A 22,790-nucleotide genomic window follows, 5' to 3' on the forward strand; every position below is an offset into this window, starting at 1 on the left:
GACCCGGGCATCCAGAAGATGTCGAGACCGTCTGGATTGCCGGGTCAAGCCCGGCAATGACAGTGAAGGGTCAGTTCAGCTCGATGATCCAAAAGCCAAACCGCGCACCTTGCCTACTGCACCGGGCGCAGGCGCAGCAGGTGCAGGATGCGGCCGTGCACGCCGTCGTGGTCCTCCGGCACCACGAAAGGATCCTGCTGCGTGGCCCAGCCGGTGAAGCGCTTGGTCGAGTACTGGTACCAGGTCGGGTTGTTGAACAGCGGCACCACCGGCAGGTTGGCCGAGACGATGTCCTGCACCTTGCCCATCAGCTCATGCTGCCTGGCGCTGTCGGTGGTGGTGCGGAACGCCGCCAGTGCGGCGTCGAGATCGGGGTTGGCGTAGCGCGCCGACCCGGCCTCGACCCGGCCGCCGCTCTTCGAATTGTAGGTGTCGTTGTAGAATTTGAACGGCGTCGCCCCGTCCAGGGTCGAGCCGAGCGCGGCGTCGAAGCTGCCCGCCAGCATCGCCGTGGTCCGCTGCTCCAGCTCCGGCGTGTCGACGCCGGCGTCGATGCCGAGGGCGCGCAGCCCCTCGATCGCGATCTGGGCGTCGTCGACCCAGTCGGACCAGCCGTTCGGCACCAGGATCTTGAACGAGATCGGCTTGCCCGAGGGCGTGGTGCGCAGCCCGTCGGCGCCCGGCTTGTAGCCGGCCTGGTCGAGCAGCGCCTTCGCCTTCTCGACATCGTAGCCCATATAGGCGTCCCACGGTGCCGAATCGGTCTTGCTGCGCCAGTCCGCGAAGCGCGGCGGCAGGCCGCTGGCATGCGCGTTGGCCGTCGGATAGCCGTAGCCGGCGACGGTCACCATCGCCTCCCGGTCCATCGCCAGGCTGACGGCGCGGCGGAAGGCCAGGTCGTTGAACGCCTCGCGGTTGCCCTCGGTCTCCGCCTTCAGGTTGAACATCAGCGAGACGGTCTCGGCCGGCGGCTGCCAGTAATGGTGGTTGGCCGGGTCGGAGGCGACATAGGTCTTCTCGATGTCCGGCAGGAAGGAACCGAACCAGTCGAGCTCGCCGCTCTGCGCGATCGCCAGGGTCTGGTCGTTGCCGGCGATCTGCGGGAACTTCAGGCAGTCGACCTTCAGCGAGGCGGCATCCCAGTAGTTCGGGTTGCGGCACTGCTCGTAGACCTGGGTGGTGAAGCGCCGGATCTCGGTCATCGGGCCGGTGCCGACCGGGTTTTCGTTGGCGGTGGCGACCGGGTCGGGAATGGCCGACCAGACGTGCTTCGGCACGATCGGCAGGTCGCTGAAGGTCTCGGGGAAGGTCGAGTCCACGGATTTCAGGTGGACCGTCACCGTGTGCGGGTCGACGACATCGACCGACTCCACCGCATCGGCCATGCCGTAGGCGTCGATCGCCGGGTTGCCGCGCGCCAGGTCGATCGAATACTTCACGTCCTCGGCGGTGAAGGGCTGGCCGTCGGACCATTTCACCCCGTCGCGCAGCTGGTAGGTGACCGCCTTCAGGTCGTCCGAGAAGCTGAGGCCGGTGGCCAGCCGGTAATAGGGCTTGCCGCCCTCGATTGGGTTGAAGATCACCAGCGGCTCATAGATCAGGTCGATCGTGCTGGCGCGGCGCGAGCCGAGGGCGAACGGGTTGAAGTTGCGCACCCAGGCGCTTTGTTCCTCCATGTGGAGGGTCAGCACGGTCTCGGCGACGGCGGTGGCCGGCGCACCGAGAGCGAGAGTCGCAAGGACGGTGGCTTTCCAGAACTGCATGGTGCCCCCCGATGGCTGTGGATGAATGGCTTTCTTAATTCATTTCGAATTAATCGTGGCCTCAGCCCAAACCGCTTGTCAATACGCTGTGGACTAGACCACCGGATTCAGCAGCGCCTGGAAGCGCGGGGCGTAGGTGCGCGCGATCGGCTCGGTGGCGGCGCCGATGGCGACCGCCCAGGGGCCGGCGGTGCCGATGATGATGCGCGGCTGGGTCCGCCCCGGCCGGTCGGCGAGGGACGGCAGCAGCGGCGCCATCGCCGCGCCCAGCCGGGCCAGCAGCGGCTCGGAGAACTGGCCGCCCAGCAGGATCGCCTCCGGGTCGAACAGCGTCTCCAGCACGTACACCGCGGCGCGCAGCCGGCCGGCCGCCATCTCGATCCACTGTGCCAGCGCCGACTCGTCGCGCTTGCGGATGCCCTCCAGCCGGTCGTGCAGGTCGGCGATGTCCGGGTCGAGGCCGAGATGGCGGGCGACGGCGTAGAGCGAGACCAGCTCCTCCAGCGATGCGTCCGGCATCTCGGCCGGCGGCGGACCGCCGAACATCGCGGCGGGCAGCGTGCCGATCTCACCGGCATTGTGGGCGGCGCCGCGGATCACCTCGCCTTCGACCACGATCGCGGCGCCCAGCCCCTGGCCGATGAAGAGCTGGACGAAGTTCTCCAGCCCGCGGGCGGCGCCGACCATGCGCTCGCCGATCGCGGCCATGCGCGCGTCGTTCTCCAGCGACACCACCAGGCCGGTGCGGGCGGTCAGGTCGGCGACATAGTCGTCCGCCGATTCGATCCAGGCGGCGGGCCGGCCGGCGACCGACGGCAGGGGGATGCCGAACGGTCCCGGCATGGCCAGGCCGATGCCGAGCAGCCGGTCGGGCGCGGTGGCGTCGATCGCGGTGAGGTCGCGGCCGAGCTCGTCCACCAGCTCGGCCAGGGTTGCCTCCCGCGTCGCGGCGTCGCCGGCATGCAGCCAGCGCTTGGCCCGGCGCAGCGGCGTGCCGGACAGGTCCGAGACCACGCCGCGGACCTCGTGATGGTCGAGATGCAGGCCAATGGCGTAGCCGCCGCCGGGCCGGATGCGGTAGGGCGTCGGCGGCTGGCCGCGGCCGCCGGCCACCCGGTCCCCGGTCTCGACCAGCCCGGCGGCGGCGAAATCCTCGATGATGTTGGACACGGTCTGGGACGACAGGCCGCTGCGCCGCGCCAGTTCGGCCCGCGACAGCGGCCCGGACAGGCGCAGCAGGTCGAAGACGACGCGGCGGTTGTGCGCGCTCGCTCCCTCGATATTGGCGCCCGCGCGGCGCGCGGCGGCGACCTCCCGCATCGCTTGTCCCGATCAGTTACCCAATCATTTAGGTTTAATGTTTCCGATCTGGCAAGCCATCCGAAGCAGGAGGGGCCGGGATCACCCGGTCCGGCGCAGATACGCGGCCAGTTCCTCACCGAAGCGCCGCACCTCGCCGAGCGTGTTGTAATGGACCATCGAGGCGCGCAGCGCGCCCGTCGCCATGGGCAGGCCCAGCCGCTGCATCAGCCGCGGCGCGTACATGTGGCCGTCGCGGATGCCGATGCCGGCATCCGACATCGCGTCGGCGATCGGCTGGGGCGACCGGCCGGGGATGTTGAAGCAGATCGTCGGCACGCGCCCGTCCACCCGGGCCTCGTCGGCGATGCCATAGATCGTGGCGCCGCACGCCTTCAACTGGCGCAGCATCTCGCGCGAGAGTTCGGCCTCATAGGTCCGGATCGCGGCCATGGCCGCCACGATGTCGCCGCGGCGGGACCCGGTCGACGGGCCGGTGAAGCCGCGGCCGAGGGCTTCGAGATAGCGCACCGACGCATCCATGCCGGCGACGTTCTCATAGACGAAGGTGCCGGCCTCGATCTTGTAGGGCGGCTCGTCCGGGATGAAGTCCTCGCGGAAGGTCGGCAGGCGCTTCAGCGCGTCGAAGCGGCCCCAGAGGAAGCCCATATGCGGCGAGAAATTCTTGTAGCCGGAACAGACCAGGTAGTCGCAGCCCCAGGCCTGGACGTCGATCAGCCCGTGCGGGCCGTAATGGACGCAATCGACGAAGACCTCCGCCCCCACGTGCTGCGCCGCGCGCGACACCGCGGCGATGTCGACGATGGTGCCGATCGAATGGGCGGTGGCGGTGCAGGCGACCAGCCGCGTGCGCGACGACAGCAGCGGCACCAGGTCCTCGACATGCAGGGTGCCGTCTTCGCGCATGCGCCACCAGGCGAACTTCGCACCGGCGCTCTCCAGCGCCAGCCAGGTGGCGATGTTGGCGTCGTGGTCCATGTCGGTGACCACGATCTCGTCGCGCTCGGCCAAAGTCTGGCCGACGCCGAGGCTGACCAGCCGGATGAAGGAGGTGGCGTTCATGCCGAAGCAGATCTCGGCCGGGTCGTACGCGTTGACCAGCAGCCCGACGCTCTCCCGCGCCTCGGCGACCGCCCGGTCGACGGCGCGGCTCTTGTCATAACGGCCGCCGCGCTGGACGTTGTGATCGACCAGATGGCGGGTGACGGCGTCGAGCACGGTCTGCGGGATCTGAGCGCCGCCGGCATTGTCGAGGAAGATGAAGTCGCCGCCCTTCTGCAGCGCCGGGAACCGGGCCCGCACCGCGTCGATCGGAAATGCGCTGGCGTCTGCTGGCATGTGAGTCACGACAATCTCCGTTGATCGGACGCGGTCAGGACCGGCCGGCGCGCCGCTTGGCGCGGTTTTCGAGATGGCCGATCAGCCGGACCAGCGGCCAGAGGAAGGCGAGATAGATGATCGCGGCGCCGATCAGCGGCGTCGGGTTGGCCATCTGCGCCTGGGCGTCGGTGGCCTGCTTCAGCAGGTCCGGCATGGCGACGACCGAGGCCAGGGCCGTGTCCTTGAACACCGACACGCAGTTGCTGGTCAGCGGCGGGATGATGACGCGGATCGCCTGCGGCAGGATGACCTTGCGCATGGCCAGCCAGAATGGCAGGCCGAGCGCGGAGGACGCCTCGAACTGCCCGCGCGGGATGCTCTCGATGCCGGCGCGGCAGACCTCGGCGGTGAAGGCCGCCAGCACCATCGACAAAGCGAGCGTGGCGGAGACGAAGGAGGACAGCCGGATGCCGATGAAGGGCAGGGCGTAGTAGATCAGGATCAGCAGCACCAGGATCGGCAGCGCCCGGAACACGTCGATGTAGGCGATCGCGAGCAGCCGCAGCGGCCGCGGCGCGTAGAGCCGGGCCAGGCACACCAGCAGCCCGGCCAGCGTGCCGAGGACGATGCTGGTGCAGCCCAGCAGGATGGTGTTGACCAGGCCCCGCAGCAGGATCGGCACGGCGCGCAGCAGCACCGGCCCGTTGAAGAAGGTGTCGATCAGTTCCATGGTCCGGACCGGATGGCGCGGGGCGGGAGGGCCGGGCGCGCCGCCCGGCCCGGCGTCGTCGGTTACTGGGCCTGCGGGATCGGCCCCGGCACGACCGTGGTGGTCCCGGGTTCGGGATCGACCCCGAACCACTTCTTGTGGATCGCGGCCATGGTGCCGTCGGTCTTGATCGCCGAGATGGTGTCGTTGACCCGCTGCAGCAGCGGGTGCCCCTTGCGCGTCATCATGGCGAAATGCTCGCCGGTCGGAATGCGCAGCAGGATCTTCAGCCCGGGCATCTTCGTCATCGCGAACTGCAGGCCCGAGATCTCGGTCGCGCCGGCATCGAGCCGGCCGTTCTGGACCTCGAGCAGCAGGTCCTGCTGCGCGTTGTAGCCCTTGATCTCGGCAAAGCCGAGCTTCTCGGCATTGGCCTTGGCCCAGGCCTCGCCGGTCGACCCGGACAGGACGCCGACGATCTTGCCCTTGAGGTCGTCGAGCGAGCGGATCGGCGATGAGGGCACGCTGAAGATGGTGCCGTCGCTGTCGTAATAGGGCTGGGTGAAGCCTTGGTTCTTGAGACGCTCGTTGTTGACCGAGATCGACGAGATGGCGAAGTCGATGCGGCTGGAACTGGTGGCGGCGAACAGCGCCTGGAAGCCCAGATCCTGGAACTCGACATCCGCGCCGATGCGCTTGGCGATCTCCTTGGCCAGGTCGACCTCGAAGCCCTCGAAGGCGCCGCTGTCGGTCTTGTACTCCCAGGGCGGATTGGCCGGATAGGCCCCGACCGTGATGGTCTCGGCCAGCGCCGGGGATGCGGCTGCCATCCCGGCCGCGACCAGGAGTCCCAGCGTCCTGAAGAATGTCATCATGCGTGCCTCCTCTGCTGTCCCGCATCGCGGGTGTTCTTGGCTTTTCATCGCTGAAGAGGCTGGCGTTGTTCCGGCTTGGGCCGTCCGCTCGCTGGGCGGGCAGGCTGAGACGCCGCCTCATTGGCCGCGCTATGTGATCATGGAGGGTATCCCCGATCAATCGGATTGTTTTAGGTCTGAAGCTTCTCCCATGCAATTCCATGCTTCTCTCGGGCTGTGTACTGGAACACTGAGCCGAGATCGTTGTGATTGCAGATATTCTGACCTAAGGTTCGGGGATGGATCCGCTCCCACCAAGAGGGGCGAGTCCCTTCGAAAACGGGAGGGTACCATGTCAACCGATAGTCTCACCGGCTTGGCGTCTTCATTGCTCGACGGCTCGATCAGGGTGGTCGACCTCACCGCACCCCTCGGGCCGGAGACGCCGGTGATCCAGCTGCCGCCCCAGATCGGCAAGAACACGCCGGCGGTGAAGGTCCACGCCATCTCGCGCTACGACGAGAATGGCCCGTTCTGGGCCTGGAACTGGCTCGAGCTCGGCGAGCACACTGGCACCCATTTCGACGCCCCGGTGCACTGGATCACCGGCCGGGACCATGCCGACGGCACCACCGACCGCATCGCGCCCAAGAGCTTCGTCGCGCCGGTCAATGTGATCGACCGCTCGAAGGAGACCGCTTCCGACCCCGACTATCTGCTGACGGTCGACAGCATCAAGGCCTGGGAGGCCGAGCACGGGGCGATCGAGGCCGGGTCCTGGGTCGTGCTGCGCACCGACTGGTACAAGCGCAATGGGTCGACGGAGACCTTCCTGAACGCCGACCAGAACGGCCCGCACTCGCCGGGGCCGACGGCGGAGGCGATCGAATACCTGCTGTCGAAGGGCATCGTCGGCTGGGGCTCCGAGACGGTCGGCACCGATGCCGGATCGGCCGGCGGCATGACCCCGCCCTTTCCCGCCCACAACCTGCTGCACAAGGCTAACCGCTACGGCCTGGCCAGCCTGTGCCACCTCGACCAGCTGCCACCGAAGGGAGCGATCCTGATCGCGGCGCCGCTGAAATTCGTCGGCGGCACCGGGTCGCCGGTGCGCGCCCTGGCGCTGGTGCCGCGAGCAGGGTAGGGGCCGGCCTCGCAAGACCGGAAGCGGATGGGAGCGCGATGACCGACAGATTTGCCGGAACGGTGCTGCGTCGGCTCGAGCAGGGCGAGACGCGTCCGACCCTGGGCGAGATCGGCCTCAACCAGTTTGCGCCCTATCTGATGAACCGGGTGATGGCGCGGTGGAACGCCAACATGTCCGACGCGCTGAAGGCGCACGACATGACCACCACCAAGATGCGCGCGCTCGCCATCCTCAGCATCTCGTCGTCGATGACCATCAACGAGCTGTCGGTCTACGCGGTCACCGAGCAGTCGACCATGAGCCGCACGCTCGATGCGCTGGAGGAGCAGGGCTATATCCGCCGGCAGCCGCGCGCCGAGGACATGCGGGTCCGCGACATCGCCATCACCGAGGACGGCCGGGCCGTCTTCGACGCGGTGTGGCCCACCATGTACGGGCTGCTGACGCAGATGTTCGAAGGCGTCGACGGCGACGAATACGTCGCCTTCGTCGCCACCCTGCACAAAATCCTGCGCAACATCCGCAAGCACGACATCTGAACCGCCGGGGCGGCGTGCCCCGCGGTCACAGCGTCGCGATCGTCTTCAGCGCGCCGTCGAGGGTCGTGCCGTCCTCGTCGGCCAGGGCGGCCTGGCGCAGCCGTCGCAGCCAGGCCGCGCCGTCGTCCCGGCCGACCAGCAGCGGCAGGCCGGACAGCACCCGCTTGAACTTCGATTCGCCGCGGGCATGCGTGTCGGAATAGCCCTTGACCAGCCGCCGGCATTCCAGGACCTCGACGGCGAGGTCGTAATTGACCCGCAGCGTGTCGAGGGCGGTGGCGAGCCAGGCGTCGCGATGCGCCGTCTCGCGGGCATGGCGCAGCGTGCCGCGGCGGAAGGACCGAAGCGCCGACACGGCCTGCAGCCCCAGGAACCAGAAGATCGTCCCGGTGCGCACGCGCCGGCCGCGGCTGACCAGCCGGTCGAGCCGCGCGAAGAGGGTCGGCCGCGCCTCGATCCAGGCGCCGAGCGCCCTCGGCAGCGTGCCGCAGACCTCTTCCATGCGCGGATGCATGTATTCGGTGGTGCCGACGATCTGGTCCGGGCCGGCGCCGACCTCGCGGCGCACCCGCTCGAACCGGCGCGAGCGGACCTTCAGGTCGGCGACGCGGATCACGTCGTCATAGGCCATCGCCACCGCCACATATTTCGCCGCCGCGACGGTGAAGGCGTGGTCCCTGGCGGCGCCGCCCCGGGCCAGGTCCTCGGCGTGCAGCCGGGCCAGCAGCGTCAGGTATTCGTCGGCATAGGCCGGGTCCTGGTAGTCGGTCAGCCGCTTCACGCCGGCGAACAGCATCGGGTGGGCGGCGGCGGGAAACTCCTGCGCGATGCGCGTGACGAGACGGTCGAGCGCGGGGTGCCCGGCGGCCGCCGGCAGCGCGTCGAAGCGCTTCCCGGGGGCGCGGGCGACGGCCTCGGTCCCCGGCACGGCGGCCCGGTCGCAGGCGGCGCGGAAGGCGGCGACGCTGGCGTCCACGCCCCGGCCACCGGCGCGGATCGTCGCCTCGAACGCATCCCGGGGAAACGGCAGGACCGCGGCCCCGGCCAGGGCGCCGAACATGGCGGCGGAGATCACGCTGCCGCTGCGGCCGGCCAGCGCCTCCATGTCGAAGGCGATGGTGCGCTTGGCGGCGAAGTCGGTCGCGTCGACCACGGCCACGGGGTCGCCGGTGCCGTCGCCCGGCTTCTCCTTCTCGACCACGGCGAAGGCGCGGTGCGTCGACGCGATCAGCGTGGTGCGGTCGGGCGTGACCAGGCCGCGCAGCACCGCGCGCCCGGCCTCCATCAGCTCGGCGGCCAGCACCACGTCGACGTCGCCGGGGGTCGGCATCAAGGCGAAGACCGGGGCGGCGCCCGGCTTCGCGGCGATCATCTCGATATAGTAGATGGTCGCGCCGGTGCGCTGGGCCACGCCGGGGACCGATGTCGACTGGGCGGCCCAGCCATGGCCCTCGGCCAGCGCGACAATCCAGTCGGCCAGGATCCCGCCGCCCTGGCCGCCCATGGCCAGGATGGCGACGGCCAGCGGCCGGTCCTGGGACAGCAGCGAACGATCCGGCGCCACGGCGCTCATTCGGCGAAGACGATGCGGCGGCTCTCGCGGCGGCGCTGCAGCCAGCCGATCACCGCCCCGCGCAGCCGGGCCAGCAGCCGGTCGGCCCGGGTCGGGTTCTGGATGATGTCGGCCCGGTAGAAGGACGGGCACAGGATCGCGGCCTCGGAGACCTCGCCGCAATTGCCGCAGCCGACGCAGGACTGGTCGATGGCGGCGACCGGATCGTCCTTCAGCGGATCGTCGGTGTGCTTCACCGAAAGCGAGGGGCAGCCGGACAGCCGGATGCAGGCGTGGTCGCCGGTGCAGACATCCTCGTCGACGCCGAAGCGCTGCCGGACCACGCGCCGCCCTTCCTTCACCGCCCGGGCCAGCAGCGGCTTGATCCGGCGCTGCTTGTTCAGCATGCATTCGGACGAGGCGACGATGATCTTCGGCCCGGGCTCCGGCGTGGTCAGTGCCTCGCGGAAGGTGTCGCGCAGCCGGGCGACATCGTAGGTCCGGTCGATCTGGCGCACCCATTTGGCGCCGATGCCCCGGACCGCGTCGGTGATGGCGTTGTTGGTCTGCCGCCGCGGGTTGTCGGCGCGGGAGGACGGGATGTCCTGGCCGCCGGTCGCGGCGGAATAGTAGTTGTCGACGATCAGGATGACGCCGTCATGCTTGTTGAACACGGCGTTGCCGATCGAGGAGGCGAGGCCGTTGTGCCAGAAGCCGCCATCGCCCATCACCGAGATCGCGCGCTTGTCCGCCTTGACGTTGAAGGCCGAGGCCGAGGCCGGGCCGAGGCCGTAGCCCATCGTCGTGGCGCCGATGTTGAAGGGCGGCAGGATCGAGAACAGGTGGCAGCCGATATCGGCCGAGACGTGGTGCTGCCCGAGCTCCTTCTCGGTCAGCTTCAGTGCGGCGAAGATCGGCCGTTCGGGGCAGCCGGTGCAGAAGCCGGCCGGGCGCGGCGGCACCACCGCGGCCAGCGTCTTGACGCGCTGGTCGGCCAGCACCGCCGAGGCGTCCGGGGGTGGCGGGCGGTTGCCGAGCAGTACCGGCGCATGGGCCTCGAGGAAGGCCGAAAGCCCCTTCATCAGCGCCGGCGCGGTGTATTCGCCGCCCATCGGCAGCACGTCCTTGCCGGCGACCCGGGTCTGGATGTCGCGGCGCTTCAGGATGGCGTTGAGCGACTGCTCGATGTAGTCGGGCGAGCCCTCCTCGACCATCAGCACCGCGTGTTTCGACGCGCAGAAGGCCGCGAGCTCGTCGTCGATCAGCGGGTAGGCGACGTTGAGCACATGGATCGGGACCAGCGAGCGGCCGTAGATGTCGGCCAGGCCGAGCAGCTGCAGCGAGCGGATCAGCGAGTTGTAGAGCCCGCCCAGGACGACGATGCCGACATCGCCCTCCGCCGGGCCGAAGGTCTCGTTCAGCCGGCGGCTCTTGATGAACTCGACCGCGGCGGGCCAGCGCTGCTCGATCTTCTCCTTCTCGTGCAGGAAGGAGGCGGGCGGCAGCACGATCCGGCTGGTGTCGCGGACCGGGTTCTCCATCGCCTGCCGCAGCGTGAAGGCCGGGCGCTTGTTGTCCTTGGCGGTGAACTGGCCATGGACATGGCAGGTGCGGATGCGGACCTGCAGCATCACCGGCGTATGCGTGGCTTCGGAAAGCTCGAACCCGGTCTCCACCGCCTGCACGATCGACGGCAGGTTTGGACGCGGGTCGAGCAGCCAGATCTGCGACTTCATCGCATAGGCGTGGCTCCGCTCCTGCATGATCGAGGAGCCCTCGCCGTAATCCTCGCCGATGATGATGAGGGTGCCGCCGGTGACCCCGCCCGACGCCAGGTTCGACAGTGCGTCGGCGGCGACATTGGTGCCGGCGGTGGATTTCCAGGTCACGGCGCCGCGCAGCGGATACATCACCGAGGCCGACAGCATCGCCGCGGCCGCCGCCTCGGAGGCGGAGGTCTCGAAATGGACGCCCAGCTCCTCCATCACATCCCTGGCGTCCGACAACACGTCCATGAGATGGGAGATCGGCGAGCCCTGATAGCCGCCGACATAAGCGACGCCGGATTGCAGCAAGGCCTTGGTGATCGCGAGGATGCCTTCGCCCTTGAAGGTTTCGCCCTCCCCGAGCTTCAGATCCTCGACCTCCCGGGCAAATGAGCGCTCGGCCATGGCGTTCCTCCGCCGGCGACTCCTCCGGCGCAAATTATTTGCAAAAGCATATTTCGGGACGGGTCATTGTTCAACCGGCGATCGGCCGGGCGGGATCGTTGACCTGGCCGGGCCAGGCCCATATTGTCTGCGCCCCTTTCGATAGTCCGGGGGCCGCCATGGCCCAGATCCTGGTTCAGGGCCTGGCGAAGTCCTATCGCGTGGCCGAGCGTGACCCCGGCGTGCTGGGCGCCATGCGCGGACTCCTGCGCCGGCGCTGGCGCACGGTCGAGGCGCTGAAGGATGTCAGCTTCACCCTGGAGCGTGGCGAGCTGCTGGGCTTCATCGGGCCCAACGGCGCCGGCAAGTCGACCACCATCAAGATCCTGTCGGGGATCCTGCGGCCCGATTCCGGCCGGGTCGAGGTCGACGGCCTGGTGCCGTACCGCGACCGCATCCGGCATGTCGGCCGGATCGGTGTCGTGTTCGGCCAGAGGACGCAGCTGTGGTGGGACCTGCCGGTGGCCGACGGCTTCGACCTGCTGCGCGACATCTACCGGGTCGATCCGCACCGCTACCGGGCGACCCGCGACGAGCTGGTCGGGATGCTGCGGCTGGAGCGCCTGCTGGACCAGCCGGTGCGGCAGCTCTCGCTCGGCCAGCGCATGCGGGCGGAGCTGGCCGCGGCCCTGCTGCACGAGCCGTCGATCCTGTTTCTCGACGAACCGACGATCGGCCTCGACGCGCCCTCGAAGCTGGCGGTGCGGGACTTCGTCAAGCGGCTGAACCGGGAGCGCGGCGTCACCATCCTGCTCACAACCCACGACATGCACGACATCGAGGCCCTGGCGGAGCGGGTGATCGTCATCGGCCATGGCCGGGTCCTGGCCGACAGCCCTTTCGAGGCCCTGTGCGCCACTGTGCTGGCCGAGCGCAGGCTGTTCGTGGATTTCGCCGGGGATGCGCCCGATCTCGTCCTGCCCGGCGCCGAGGTCCGGGTCCGAAACGGCCGGTCGGTCGAGCTCGCTTTCGATCCCCGGGTGACCGGCGCCCCGGCCCTGATCGCGGCGATCACGGCCGAGCACGCGGTCGAGGACATCCATGTCGAGCAGCCTGCGATCGAGGAGGTGATCGCCCGGTTCTACGACCTGCATGGCGCCGGCGAGGCCTGATCCATGGAGGCCCTCCGCCCCTATACCGCCGCCTTCGCCTCGCGCTTCCTGCTGATGATGCAGTACCGGGCGGCGGCCCTGGCCGGTTTCGCCACGCAATGCTGGTTTGGCGCGGTGCGCGTCATGGTGCTGGCAGCGTTCTACCTGGGCGCGCCCGAGGCCGCGTCCCCGGCATCGCTCAGCCTGTCCCAGGCCGTGACCTATACCTGGCTGGCGCAGGGCCTGCTGGCCCTGCTGCCCTGGATGGCGGATCCCGACATCGCCGCTTCGGTGCGCACCGGCGCGATCGGCTACGACAGGCTGCGTCCGGTCGACGCCTACGCCCTGTGGTATGCCCGCACGGCCGGCTGGATGACGGCCCGCGTCGTTCCCAGGGTGGCTCTGATGATCCTGGCCGCCGGGATCGTCCTGCCCCTGATCGGCCAGGCCGAATGGGCCTGGCAGCCGCCGCCGAGCGCCTCCGCGGCCCTGCTGTTCATCCTTTCGCTGACCTTGGCGGCGGCGCTGTCCTGCGCCGTCGTCATGCTGATCAACATCGTCGTGGTGGCGACGCTCAACGCCCGCGGCGTCAACGCCCTGGCCGTGCCGGTGGTCATCGTCTTCTCCGGCTCGCTGCTGCCCCTGCCGCTCTATCCCGACGCGATCGCCGCCATGCTGTTCGTGCAGCCTTTGGCGGGTGTCCTCGACATCCCCAACCGGATCTATGCCGGCGCGCTGACGGGCGTCACGGCATGGGCCGGACTCGGGTTGCAGGCGTTCTGGACCCTCGCCCTGATCCTCGCGGGCAGGCTGTGGCTGGGCCGCGTCATGCGCCGCCTCGAAGTCCAGGGAGGGTAGGGGATGAACGGCCTCACCCTGCTCGGCCGCTATTTCGCGGCGTCGATCCGCAGCCAGATGCAGTACCCGGCCTCGGCGCTGATGCTGACCGTCGGGCAGCTGGCCGCGACCGCGATCGAGATGGTCTCGATCTGGGCGCTGTTCGACCGGTTCGGCGCGGTCAAGGGCTGGAGCCTCGGCGAGGTGATGTTCTTCTACGCCCTGATCAACATCAGCTTCTCCATCGCCGATTTCATCACCCGCGGCTTCGACGTGTTCGGCACCGATTTCGTGCGCACCGGCGATTTCGACCGCCTGCTGCTCAGGCCCCGCTCGGCGACTCTGCAACTGGTCGGTCACGACTTCCGCATCAGCCGGTTCGGCCGGTTCCTGCAGGCGGCCGTCATCCTGGCGGGGGCCACCGCGTCCCTGCACTTCGCCTGGACCCCGCAGGCCGTCGCCCTTGCCGTTTGGACGGTGGCCGGCGGCACCGCTTTCTTCGTCGCCCTCTTCGTTCTCCAGGCGGCGATGGCCTTCTGGACCATCGAAAGCCTCGAGGCCGTCAACGCCCTGACCTATGGCGGCGCCTATGCGGGCCAGTTCCCGATGGGCCTCTACGCCCGCTGGTTCCGCGGCTTTCTGACCTTCGTCGTGCCGCTGGCCTGCGTGGCGTACTATCCGGTCCTCGCCATCCTGGGGCGGCCCGATCCCCTCGGGGCGCCCGACTGGCTGCTGCCGGTCACGCCGGCGGCGGGATTTGCCTTCCTGGCCCTCGCGTTCCTGGCGTGGCGGCACGGCGTGACGAAATACATGTCCACCGGCAGCTGAGCCTGGACGGCCGCCCGGATCGGAACGGCGGCGGAGCCACACCCAGCAGTGTCGGAAACCTGTAGGTTCGAGGTACGATATGCCGGACAAAGCCCCGGCTCCTCGAGCTACGACGACTGAACCAACGGCCCAAGCCGCGCCGGCCGGCGAACAGGGAGCGCAGCCGAGCCATGACCGAAGCCCCGCGCGATCCTTCGACGGCTCGCGATCCCGCGTCCCTTTTGGTCGGCGCGATCGCCGCGCAGGTGATCGGCGGGCTGGTCGCGCAGATGTCGCCCTTGATGATCGGCGGGTTCATGGCCGGCCTCTCGCTGTCGGAACGCGACGCCGGCTTCGTCGCCTCCGTCGAATTCCTCACCCTCGCCGTCACCGCGATCGCCATCGCGCCCGTGCTGCCCCGGCTGTCCTATCGGCGCGTCGGCCTCGCCGCCGTCGCGCTGGCGCTGCTCGCCCAGGGCGCATCGATCTTCAGCGCGTCGCTGGCGTCGCTCGCCCTGCTGCGCGGACTCGCGGGCGTCGGCGAGGGCGCGCTTTGGGCCGTGTCGCTCTCCATCATCGCCTCCCGGTCCCGCAACCCGGACAAGATCTACGGCTATTTCCAGGTGGTCTGGGCCCTGGGCAGCATCCCGCTCTTCGCCGTCGGCGGCGAGCTCACCGCCGCCTACGCGCATCAAGGCATCCTCGCGCTGATCGCAGGCGTGACCCTGGCACTCGCGCCGCTCCTGCTCCTCACCCCGGATGCCCGCGCCAGAAGCGACGACGCGGCAACGGACACGGCGCGGGCCTCCCCACTGCTCGGCGTCATGACGCTCGCGGCGATCGTGCTCTACGTGACCGCCTCCGCCGCGATCTACGCGTTCAGCGCGCCACTCGGCGAGCGCGCCGGCCTCGACACGGGCGCGGTCGGCTATGCGCTGACCGTCACGTCGCTGGTCGGTCTCGCCGGCGCCGCAGCCGCCACTGCGCTCAATGTGCGCTGGGGACGGACGATCCCGATCTCGGGGTTCTGCGTCGTCTTCGCGCTGGTCACCCTCGCGCTCTGTCTCTCGCACGACCAGACCACCTATATCGTCGCCCTCGTCGCGTCGGGCATCATCTACTACTTCTCGATGCCCTATCTGTTCGGCCTCGCCGCGGCGCTCGACTGCAGCGGGCGGTGGGCCGCAGCGGCAGGCTCGGCCTATCTGCTCGGCTTCGCCGCCGGCCCCCTGGCGGCCGGCGCGGTGATCGGGGCGTTGGGCTACGCCAGCCTCGCCGCGGCCTGCGTCGCCATCACGGCCGCCGCCTGGGGGCTCGCCATGATCGTCAATCGGCATCTGAAAGGGACGGCCCGCGCCGCGCTCCCCACCGACGCCCCGGCGTGACGTCGCCCCGGCCCGACGTGACGACGCGCCGTCAGTCCTCTGTCTTCTCGCGCAACTCGGCCGGCAGCGCCTCCCAGACGCGAACGAGCTCGCCGACGGAATTCAGCTGCATCTTGCGCATGACGTTGCTGCGGTGGAGCTTGACGGTGACCTCGCTGATGGCAAGGTCATAGGCGATCTGCTTGTTGAGGCGCCCCAGCGCCACGGCGCACATCACCTGCCGCTCGCGCCGGGTCAGGGTGTTGTAGCGGTCGACATGCAGCCGGGCGACCCGGGCCTTGGCGCGCTGCGCAGCATCGATCGCAACGCCCGCAAACACCGCGTCCAGCAGCGTCTGGTCCCGCACCGGCTTGGTGAGAAAATCCACGGCGCCGGCCTTCATCGCCTGGACCGTCATCGGTATGTCGCCGTGGCCGGTGAGGAAGATGATCGGCTTGGGGTTGCCGCTCTGGGCCAGGTGATGCTGCAGATCGAGGCCGCTGGCCCCCGGCATTCGTACATCCAGGATCATGCAGCCGGGGTTGTCCAAGACGTCGGCGTCGAGGAATTCGCGGGTCGAAGCGAAGCAGGCCGGCTGGAGACCCGCCGACAGGATCAGCTCCGACAGCGCCTCCCGGACAGGCGCATGGTCATCGACAATGATGACGAGCGGTTGCTCCGCCTTACTCCTCAGCTGCGGCGGTGCCGATCTCCGCAGGAGCGGCTGGTCAAGTTGCATGATCACCCTCCCTGTCTCGATTGCGTAAGGCGTCGCCGACGGCCGCAAGCAGGGCCTTGGCGTCGAAGGGCTTGCGGAAGAACCCGCTGATGCCCTGGGCTCGGTCCTGATCCGCGATTTCGTGGCGGCCGGTGATCAGGAACACCGGCAGCTCCGGACGCACCCTCTTCACCAGGTCGCGAAGCTCGAAGCCGTCCTGGCCGGGCATCCCGATATCGGTGATCAGCAGGTCCAGGCCCGCCAGACCGCTGATCAGCAGCGACCCCGCCGACGAGAAGCTGCGGGCGACATAGCCCGCGGACTCCAGAAGCTCCTCCAGCGACTCCAGCAGCCTTGGATCGTCATCGACGATCGCCACGACGGATCTAGGCTCGCTCACGCTCAACTCCCCCGGCTCGGCGCGAATGCGTGATCGGTATGTCCAATCTCTCCGCGATCCGCACGAGATCGGCGAGCGACGCCGCCGCCATTTTCTGCATCACGTTCCGTCTGTGGATCTGCAGCGTGACCTCGCTGATCCCCAGTTCGGCGGCGGCCTGCTTGTTGAGAAGACCGCTCACCACAAGCGGTAGCACCTCGCGTTCGCGCGGCGTCAGGTCAAGGTAGCGTTGCCGCAACGCGCCGAGCTCGGCGCGCTCCGATCGCTTCTCCCGATCCTGGGCGATCGCCGCCTCGACTGCGGCCATCAGGTCTGCATCGCTGAAGGGCTTGGTCAGGAAGTCCACGGCGCCATGCTTGATCGCGCGCACCGACGATGGAATGTCGCCATGCCCGGTGATGAAGACGATCGGGGGATGGACGTGGTGGGACAACTGCTTCTGGAACTCCAGGCCGTTGATGTCGGGCAGCTCGACATCGAGGATCAGGCACGCCGGGAGATCGGGCTTCGCAGAGGCGACATAGTCCGCGGCGGCGGCGAAGGTCTCGGCCCGCCATCCCAGGGACTCCAGCAGCTCGCCGACCGCCTCGCGCACCCTGGCGTCGTCATCCACCACGAAGACGATCTCCTCGCGCGGGCTCATGGTGCCTCGCCCGCCCTCAGCGGCAGCGTGAAGGCGACGATCGCCCCGCGCTGCTCGCTGTCGGCGGTCCAGAGGCGGCCGCCATGCGATTCGATGATCGAACGGCAGATGGGCAGCCCCATGCCCATGCCATCCGGCTTGGTCGTGAAGAACGGCTCGAAGACGCGCTCGGGATCCTTGAAACCCGTGCCGGCGTCGCGAACCTCGACCCGGATCGCGTCGGGGCCGTCACGCCAGGAGCGGATCTGGAGCGCACGCGCGCCGTCGGCCACGGCGTCCATCGCCTCGATCCCGTTCCGGATCAGGTTCACGAACACCTGCTGGACCTGGACGCGATCGAGCGCGACCGGCGGCAGGTCCGGCTCGAGAGCCGTCCTGATGCGGATGTCCTTCGCCGCGATCTCGTCGGCCATCAGCCGGCAGACCTCGCCGATCAGCCGGTTGACGTCTTCCGGCGACCTGGCGTGCGGCGTGCGACGGAACAGGGCCCGGATGCGGCTGACGACATCCGCAGCCGCGTTGGCGTCGCGGGTGATGCGCTCGGCCGTGATCTTCGCGCGCTCGAGGTTCGGAGGCTCGGCGGACAGCCAACGGTGGCAGGCGTGGGAGTTGGCGACGATCGCGGCCAGCGGCTGGTTCACCTCATGCGCGATCGAAGCGGAAAGCTCGGACAGGCTTGCGGCCTGCGTCGCCCGCGCGAGCTTGTCGGAGGCGCGCCGCAACGCCTCTTCGGCGTGCACCTGATCGTCGATGTCGTGGCAGAGGCCGAACCACTGGACAATGTGTCCGTGCTCATCCCGCATCGGCTCGGCGCGGCCCGACATCCAGCGATACACGCCATCCGCACGACGCAGGCGATACTTCATCGAGAAGCGCTCGCCCGTGACGAGGCAGCGGCCGAGCACGTCTCCCACCTCCTCCGCATCGTCCGGGTGGAAGATGGTGTCGAACACCACTTCCAGCCGGCTCTTGTCCGCCAGGTCCATGCCGAGAAATTCCGCCATGTGCCTGTTGGCGAGGGTGGTCTCCCCGTCCGGGGTCAGGCGCCAGAGATTGCTCGGAACCATGTCCACGAGCAGCGAGAGCTCCCGCTCACGGCCACGCAATGCTTCCTCGGCAAGCAGCCGATCGTCGATGTCGTGGCAGAGGCCGTACCACTGGATGATGCGTCCGCCCTGATCCCGCATCGGCTCCGCGCTGCCCTCCATCCAGCGATAGACGCCGTCCGCCCGACGCAGGCGATACTTCATGGAGAAGCTCTCGCCGGTGACGAAGCAGCGATTGAGCGCCTGGCCCAGGCTGGCGGCATCATCGGGATGGACGGCGGTCTTTATGAAGGCCGCCAGCCGGCTCGTGTCGGGCTTGTCCGCATCCGCTATATCCAGGCCGAGATAATCGATCAGGCGCTTGTTGGCGAAGATCGGCTCGCCGTCCGGAGTCAGCCGCCAGAGGTAGATCGGGACCATGTCGACGAACTGCGAAAGCTCTCGCTCCCGGTCGCGCGACGTTTCCTGTGCGCGCACCTCGTCGTCGATATCGAGAGACACGCCGTACCATTGCACGATCGCTCCGCCCTGATCGCGCCGAGGCTCCACCCGGCACTCCGCCCAACGATAGACGCCGTCTCTTTCACGCCAACGAAACCGCATCACGCCGGCGCCGCCGGTTTCGGATGTGTTTTGCAACGCGCGCTGCACATCCGGGGCGTCTTCGGGATGAACGAGCTCCTGCAGCAGCTTGTCGATGCGCGGCTCCTCAAGATCCATAAGGTGCGGGACGACGGAGCGGAGATGGTCTCGGTATCTCTTGTTGAAATAGACCGGCCCGCCTGTCGACGTTGCGCTCCAGATGCGGATCGGCACGGCGTCGATCGTCTCCTCAAGCTGCTGCTTGCTCTGCCGAAGCGCCTCCTCCACCTGCATCTGGTCGTCGATGTCGTGACAAAGGCCGTACCACTGGACGATGCATCCGCCCTGATCCCGCATCGCTTCCGCGCGGCTCGACATCCAGCGATACACGCCGTCGGCACGCCGCAGCCGATACCTCATGGCAAAGGGCTCGCCGGTCCGGAGGCAACGGCCGAGCGTGTCCATGAACGCCGCTGCGTCGTCCGGATGGACGGTGGCCTCGATCATGGCCGCCAGCCGGGTCATCCCCGGCTTGTCGGTATCCGCCACGTCCAGTCCGAGGAAATCCACCATGCGCTTGTTGAAGAAGGTCGGCTCGCCATCGGGCTGCAGGCGCCAGACGTGGCTCGGGACCATGTCCACGAGCTGCGAGAGCTCCCGCTCCCGGTCGCGCAACGCCGCCACGGTTTTCTCGTAGACGCCGATGTCGATCGCCAGGCCCTGCTGGGGGCGCGTTGCTATCATGATCGGCTGCTCCTGCCGGACAATGAACCCCAGGGACCGTCAACGCTCCGTCCGGCAATTGTCCTCGATATCCGGGCTGGAGGAATCGCACCCCATCCTACTCCCGCCATGGCCCAAGCCGCACCTCATGGAAATCCATGCATTGCACGGAGATGCGGCCGCCGCGGCCGCCTATGGGGAGAGCCTCCCCGTGTTTCAGGCTCGACATTTCATGTCAACTCCGACAAAGATCGTACACGAAATTCAGAAGATCGCGTGTCGAGTCCCGAGGCTGGGCATGGAGGTGGGCGTTGGGAGGCGGCGTGGAGGCACAGCCCGTGAGCGTCATTCCCGGCCCGGACCTGCCGGCCTTCCAGTCGGCGGACCGCGAGGCCTCGGTCTATGAGGCGATCCGCGAGGACATCATCTCGGGCCGCATCCCGGCCAATGCCCGGCTGATCGTCGCCGATCTCGCCGAACGGCACGGCACCTCGACCAATCCGGTGCGCGAGGCGCTGCAGCAGCTCCGCGGCGAGGGCTTCGTCGTGATGACGCCCAATCGCGGGGCGCGCGTGCGGCCGATCGACCAGGATTTCATCCGCGACATCTACGAAATCGAGGTCCTGATCGAGCCGGCGCTGACGCGCTGGTTCGTCGGCATCGCCACCGAGGCCGACATCGCCGCGCTGGAGGCGCTGCACGCCGAGATGCTGCGGCTCAACTATTCCGACCCGGTGCGGCACGGGCTGCTCGACACCCAGTTCCACCACACGATGTATGAGCGCCACTACAACCGGCACGCGGTCGATCTGTGGTGGAAGCACCGCGAGATCCTGCGCGCGATCAGCCGGCGGCTGCCGATCTCGCTCGGCCGCCAGGCGACGGTGATGCGGGACCATCAGGATGTCCTGGACGCGATCAAGGTCCAGGATGCCGATGCGGCGGCGGCCGTGATCGCCCGCCATGTCGAAGGATCTGGCCGCCACATCATCGAGCAGATGCGTGCGGCGCGCCGCATTGGCGGTTGAGCTAATCGTGAAACTGACCTAGGCTGCCGACAAAATATACAAGATGCGAATTGCTTTGCGATGGGCAATATCGCTGCAGGAGGAAGAAGACAGGAAGCCACCGGGCATAGCGTTTCCGGACGGGAAATGTGTCTGTTCTCGATCGATTGTTGTCGATCGAGGCGGGAGATCTTTTGGCTTTGTGGAAAAAGGGAAGCGCGTCGTCGCACCGGAACGGCGCCCGAGAGGTGCAAAGAGCGACATTTGCACCATTCGACAATCACAGGGAGGAGATCTGTCCTATGGTCAATCTGAAACGCCTCGCCGGCCTTGTGCTCGCCGCGGCGGCGATCATGGCGCCGGCCGCGGCCTTCGGGCAGAGCGCCGGTTTGCCGGCCGCACAGGAAATCACGCCCAAGGGCGCGCTGCCGACCGTGCCCCGCAACCAGACGCTCGTGCTCGGCTGGGGCGTCGCCGGCGGCACCTCCGTCGGCACCACCAACCCCTGGGTGCTGCCGGGCTATACCCATCAGGAGGGCAACAACCTGCTGTTCGAGCCGCTGATGTACTTCGCCATCTTCAAGGGCGAATTCGTGCCGTGGCTGGCCGACAGCATGGAATACACCACGCCGGACTTCACCACGCTCGAGATCAAGCTCAACAAGGACGCCAAGTGGAGCGACGGCAAGCCGGTCACGTCCAAGGATGTGGTCTACACCTTCGAAGGGCAGATGAAGTATGAGACGCTGCCCTATCACGCGCATTTCGAGCAGTTCGTCGACAGCGTCAGCGCCAAGGACGACCTGACCGTCGAGGTCAAGTTCAAGCAGCCGGCGCCGCGCTTCAAATTCGAGGTGCTGACGGAGAAGTTCGACACCGGCGTGCCGATCGTGCCGGCGGAATGGGAAGCGGCCCAGCCGAACCCGACGGCGGCCGTGGGCCTCGACGCCATCCCGCATTCCGGCCCGTATGACGTCGTCGCCTGGAACGCCAACCAGAAGATCCTCGACCTGCGTCCCGACTGGTGGGCGGTGAAGGCCGGGCGGATCGGCGAGCCGGCGGTGAAGCGCGTCGTCATCGTCAACGTGCTGAACCAGCCGATCGACACGGTGGCCCAGCGGCTGGTGAACAACGAGTTCGATTCCTCGGTCGACATGCGCGCCCAGGTGATCGGCAACATCGTCGAGCAGAACAAGGACATCCAGTCCTGGACCGGCACGGAATCGCCCTATGGCTATCTCGACTGGTGGCCGAACTCGCTGTGGATGAACACCCAGCTCGAGCCATACAACGACGTGCGGGTGCGCAAGGCGATCAGCCTGGCGATCGACCGCGACCGCATCAACGAGGTGCTCTACGATGGCGCCAAGATCGCGACCATCTATCCGTTCCCGCTGTATCCCAACCTGCAGAAATTCGCCGACTCCGACGCCGTGAAGGCCGAGCAGGCGAAGTACGAGCCGGGCAAGTTCGACGTCGCGGAGAGCGAGAAGCTGATGACCGAGGCCGGCTTCAGCAAGAACGGCGATGGCCTCTGGGAGAAGGACGGCAAGACCTTCGACGCCACCATCCAGGCCTTCGAACCCATCCATGGCGACATCGCCCCGGTCCTGGCGGAGATGCTGCGCCAGGCGGGCTTCGACGCCAACGTCAATTTCGGCACCGACGCCTTCCAGAACATGGTGGACGGCAAGCCCGGCCTGTATCTCTTCGGCCACGGCGCTAGCCTGTACGACCCGTTCGAGGCGCTGAACCTCTATCACGGCAAATACAGCAGCGCGACCGGCGTGGCGGGGGGCGCCAACCGTTTCTCGCGCTACAAGAACCCCGAATTGGACAAGATCCTCGACGAGATCTCGCCGCTCAACTCCGACGATCCGAAGTTCCAGGAGGGCGCGGCGAAGGCGCTGGGCATCTACTGGCGCGACACGATCGACGTGCCGGTGATCCAGTGGCTGCACCGGATCCCCTACAACAACCACTACTGGAAGGGCTGGCCCAGCGCCACCAACCTCGCCGGCGGCACCAACGGCGCCTTCTGGGCCCATACCGGCCTGCTGGTGATCGCGGCGCTGCAGCCGTCGGGCGCGCCGTAACCGTTCGCTTGCGACAGGTGCGCGCCCCAGGGCGCGCACCTCCTGTCCGGCAACAGCACCAG

At 68.2% G+C, this 22,790-nt stretch carries 19 protein-coding genes; 8 read left to right on the forward strand and 11 right to left on the reverse strand.

Features of this window, described 5'->3' with window-relative positions:
• Positions 1–113 precede the first annotated feature (113 nt).
• The 5 genes from ACTOWL_RS09545 to ACTOWL_RS09565 all read right to left on the reverse strand — a co-directional run bounded on the left by ACTOWL_RS09545 (position 114) and on the right by ACTOWL_RS09565 (position 5,987).
• Positions 114–1,763 carry an ABC transporter substrate-binding protein gene (locus ACTOWL_RS09545; RefSeq protein ID WP_441320983.1) on the reverse strand — a complete coding sequence of 550 codons (1,650 nt, stop codon included), beginning with the start codon at positions 1,761–1,763 and terminating at the stop codon, positions 114–116.
• A 93-nt stretch (positions 1,764–1,856) separates the two neighbouring features.
• The gene (locus ACTOWL_RS09550) at positions 1,857–3,083 is read right to left on the reverse strand and encodes an ROK family transcriptional regulator (protein ID WP_441320984.1); all 1,227 of its coding nucleotides are present in this window, start codon (positions 3,081–3,083) and stop codon (positions 1,857–1,859) included.
• Between the two features lie 81 nt (positions 3,084–3,164).
• A complete protein-coding gene (locus ACTOWL_RS09555; RefSeq protein WP_441320985.1) occupies positions 3,165–4,421 on the reverse strand; it encodes a cysteine desulfurase-like protein in 1,257 nt (418 codons plus the stop codon).
• A gap of 34 nt (positions 4,422–4,455) precedes the next feature.
• Positions 4,456–5,133, reverse strand: a complete 678-nt coding sequence (locus ACTOWL_RS09560) for an amino acid ABC transporter permease (RefSeq protein WP_441320986.1) — start codon at positions 5,131–5,133, stop codon at positions 4,456–4,458.
• Between the two features lie 62 nt (positions 5,134–5,195).
• Positions 5,196–5,987, reverse strand: a complete 792-nt coding sequence (locus tag ACTOWL_RS09565; protein ID WP_441320987.1) for an ABC transporter substrate-binding protein — start codon at positions 5,985–5,987, stop codon at positions 5,196–5,198.
• Positions 5,988–6,318: 331 nt separating this feature from the next.
• Between ACTOWL_RS09565 and ACTOWL_RS09570 the strand changes: the two genes are divergently transcribed.
• Together ACTOWL_RS09570 and ACTOWL_RS09575 are read left to right on the forward strand one after the other, a co-directional pair.
• Positions 6,319–7,110: a cyclase family protein gene (locus ACTOWL_RS09570; protein ID WP_441320988.1), complete on the forward strand. Its 792-nt coding sequence runs from the start codon at positions 6,319–6,321 to the stop codon at positions 7,108–7,110.
• A gap of 38 nt (positions 7,111–7,148) precedes the next feature.
• On the forward strand, positions 7,149–7,652 hold the full coding sequence (locus ACTOWL_RS09575) for a MarR family winged helix-turn-helix transcriptional regulator (protein ID WP_441320989.1): 504 nt from the start codon (positions 7,149–7,151) through the stop codon (positions 7,650–7,652).
• Between the two features lie 25 nt (positions 7,653–7,677).
• Here the strand turns inward: ACTOWL_RS09575 and ACTOWL_RS09580 are convergent, their stop codons facing one another.
• Both ACTOWL_RS09580 and ACTOWL_RS09585 read right to left on the reverse strand, forming a co-directional pair.
• Entirely contained in the window at positions 7,678–9,216 is a 1,539-nt protein-coding gene (locus ACTOWL_RS09580; RefSeq protein ID WP_441320990.1) for an indolepyruvate oxidoreductase subunit beta family protein, read from the reverse strand.
• A 5-nt stretch (positions 9,217–9,221) separates the two neighbouring features.
• Positions 9,222–11,375, reverse strand: coding sequence for a thiamine pyrophosphate-dependent enzyme (locus ACTOWL_RS09585; RefSeq protein ID WP_441320991.1), 2,154 nt, complete (start codon positions 11,373–11,375; stop codon positions 9,222–9,224).
• Positions 11,376–11,533: 158 nt separating this feature from the next.
• Between ACTOWL_RS09585 and ACTOWL_RS09590 the strand changes: the two genes are divergently transcribed.
• The 4 genes from ACTOWL_RS09590 to ACTOWL_RS09605 all read left to right on the forward strand — a co-directional run bounded on the left by ACTOWL_RS09590 (position 11,534) and on the right by ACTOWL_RS09605 (position 15,534).
• Positions 11,534–12,526, forward strand: coding sequence for an ABC transporter ATP-binding protein (locus ACTOWL_RS09590; protein ID WP_441320992.1), 993 nt, complete (start codon positions 11,534–11,536; stop codon positions 12,524–12,526).
• Between the two features lie 3 nt (positions 12,527–12,529).
• A complete protein-coding gene (locus ACTOWL_RS09595; RefSeq protein WP_441320993.1) occupies positions 12,530–13,363 on the forward strand; it encodes an ABC transporter permease in 834 nt (277 codons plus the stop codon).
• 3 nt (positions 13,364–13,366) lie between these two features.
• Positions 13,367–14,170, forward strand: coding sequence for an ABC transporter permease (locus ACTOWL_RS09600; RefSeq protein WP_441320994.1), 804 nt, complete (start codon positions 13,367–13,369; stop codon positions 14,168–14,170).
• Between the two features lie 170 nt (positions 14,171–14,340).
• Positions 14,341–15,534, forward strand: a complete 1,194-nt coding sequence (locus ACTOWL_RS09605) for an MFS transporter (RefSeq protein ID WP_441320995.1) — start codon at positions 14,341–14,343, stop codon at positions 15,532–15,534.
• 31 nt (positions 15,535–15,565) lie between these two features.
• On the opposite strand, the gene ACTOWL_RS09610 is transcribed toward ACTOWL_RS09605, so the two are convergent.
• From ACTOWL_RS09610 to ACTOWL_RS09625, 4 genes are read right to left on the reverse strand one after another with little or no spacing between them, the layout of a single operon-like run.
• Positions 15,566–16,252 (reverse strand): response regulator transcription factor, encoded by a 687-nt coding sequence (locus tag ACTOWL_RS09610; RefSeq protein WP_441320996.1) that lies wholly within the window; start codon positions 16,250–16,252, stop codon positions 15,566–15,568.
• Positions 16,242–16,610, reverse strand: coding sequence for a response regulator (locus ACTOWL_RS09615; RefSeq protein WP_441320997.1), 369 nt, complete (start codon positions 16,608–16,610; stop codon positions 16,242–16,244). The genes ACTOWL_RS09610 and ACTOWL_RS09615 overlap by 11 nt, the downstream gene beginning before the upstream one ends.
• A gap of 7 nt (positions 16,611–16,617) precedes the next feature.
• On the reverse strand, positions 16,618–17,274 hold the full coding sequence (locus ACTOWL_RS09620; RefSeq protein WP_441320998.1) for a response regulator transcription factor: 657 nt from the start codon (positions 17,272–17,274) through the stop codon (positions 16,618–16,620).
• The gene (locus tag ACTOWL_RS09625; protein WP_441320999.1) at positions 17,271–19,646 is read right to left on the reverse strand and encodes a PAS domain-containing sensor histidine kinase; all 2,376 of its coding nucleotides are present in this window, start codon (positions 19,644–19,646) and stop codon (positions 17,271–17,273) included. The genes ACTOWL_RS09620 and ACTOWL_RS09625 overlap by 4 nt, the downstream gene beginning before the upstream one ends.
• 317 nt (positions 19,647–19,963) lie before the next feature.
• Between ACTOWL_RS09625 and ACTOWL_RS09630 the strand changes: the two genes are divergently transcribed.
• Together ACTOWL_RS09630 and ACTOWL_RS09635 are read left to right on the forward strand one after the other, a co-directional pair.
• Positions 19,964–20,653, forward strand: a complete 690-nt coding sequence (locus ACTOWL_RS09630) for a GntR family transcriptional regulator (RefSeq protein WP_441321000.1) — start codon at positions 19,964–19,966, stop codon at positions 20,651–20,653.
• Between the two features lie 281 nt (positions 20,654–20,934).
• Complete coding sequence (locus ACTOWL_RS09635) at positions 20,935–22,728, forward strand: ABC transporter substrate-binding protein (RefSeq protein WP_441321001.1); 1,794 nt, start codon at positions 20,935–20,937, stop codon at positions 22,726–22,728.
• The last annotated feature ends 62 nt before the right edge of the window (positions 22,729–22,790 follow it).

It is taken from the genome of Inquilinus sp. CA228 (assembly GCF_052078665.1).
Taxonomy (GTDB): domain Bacteria; phylum Pseudomonadota; class Alphaproteobacteria; order DSM-16000; family Inquilinaceae; genus Inquilinus.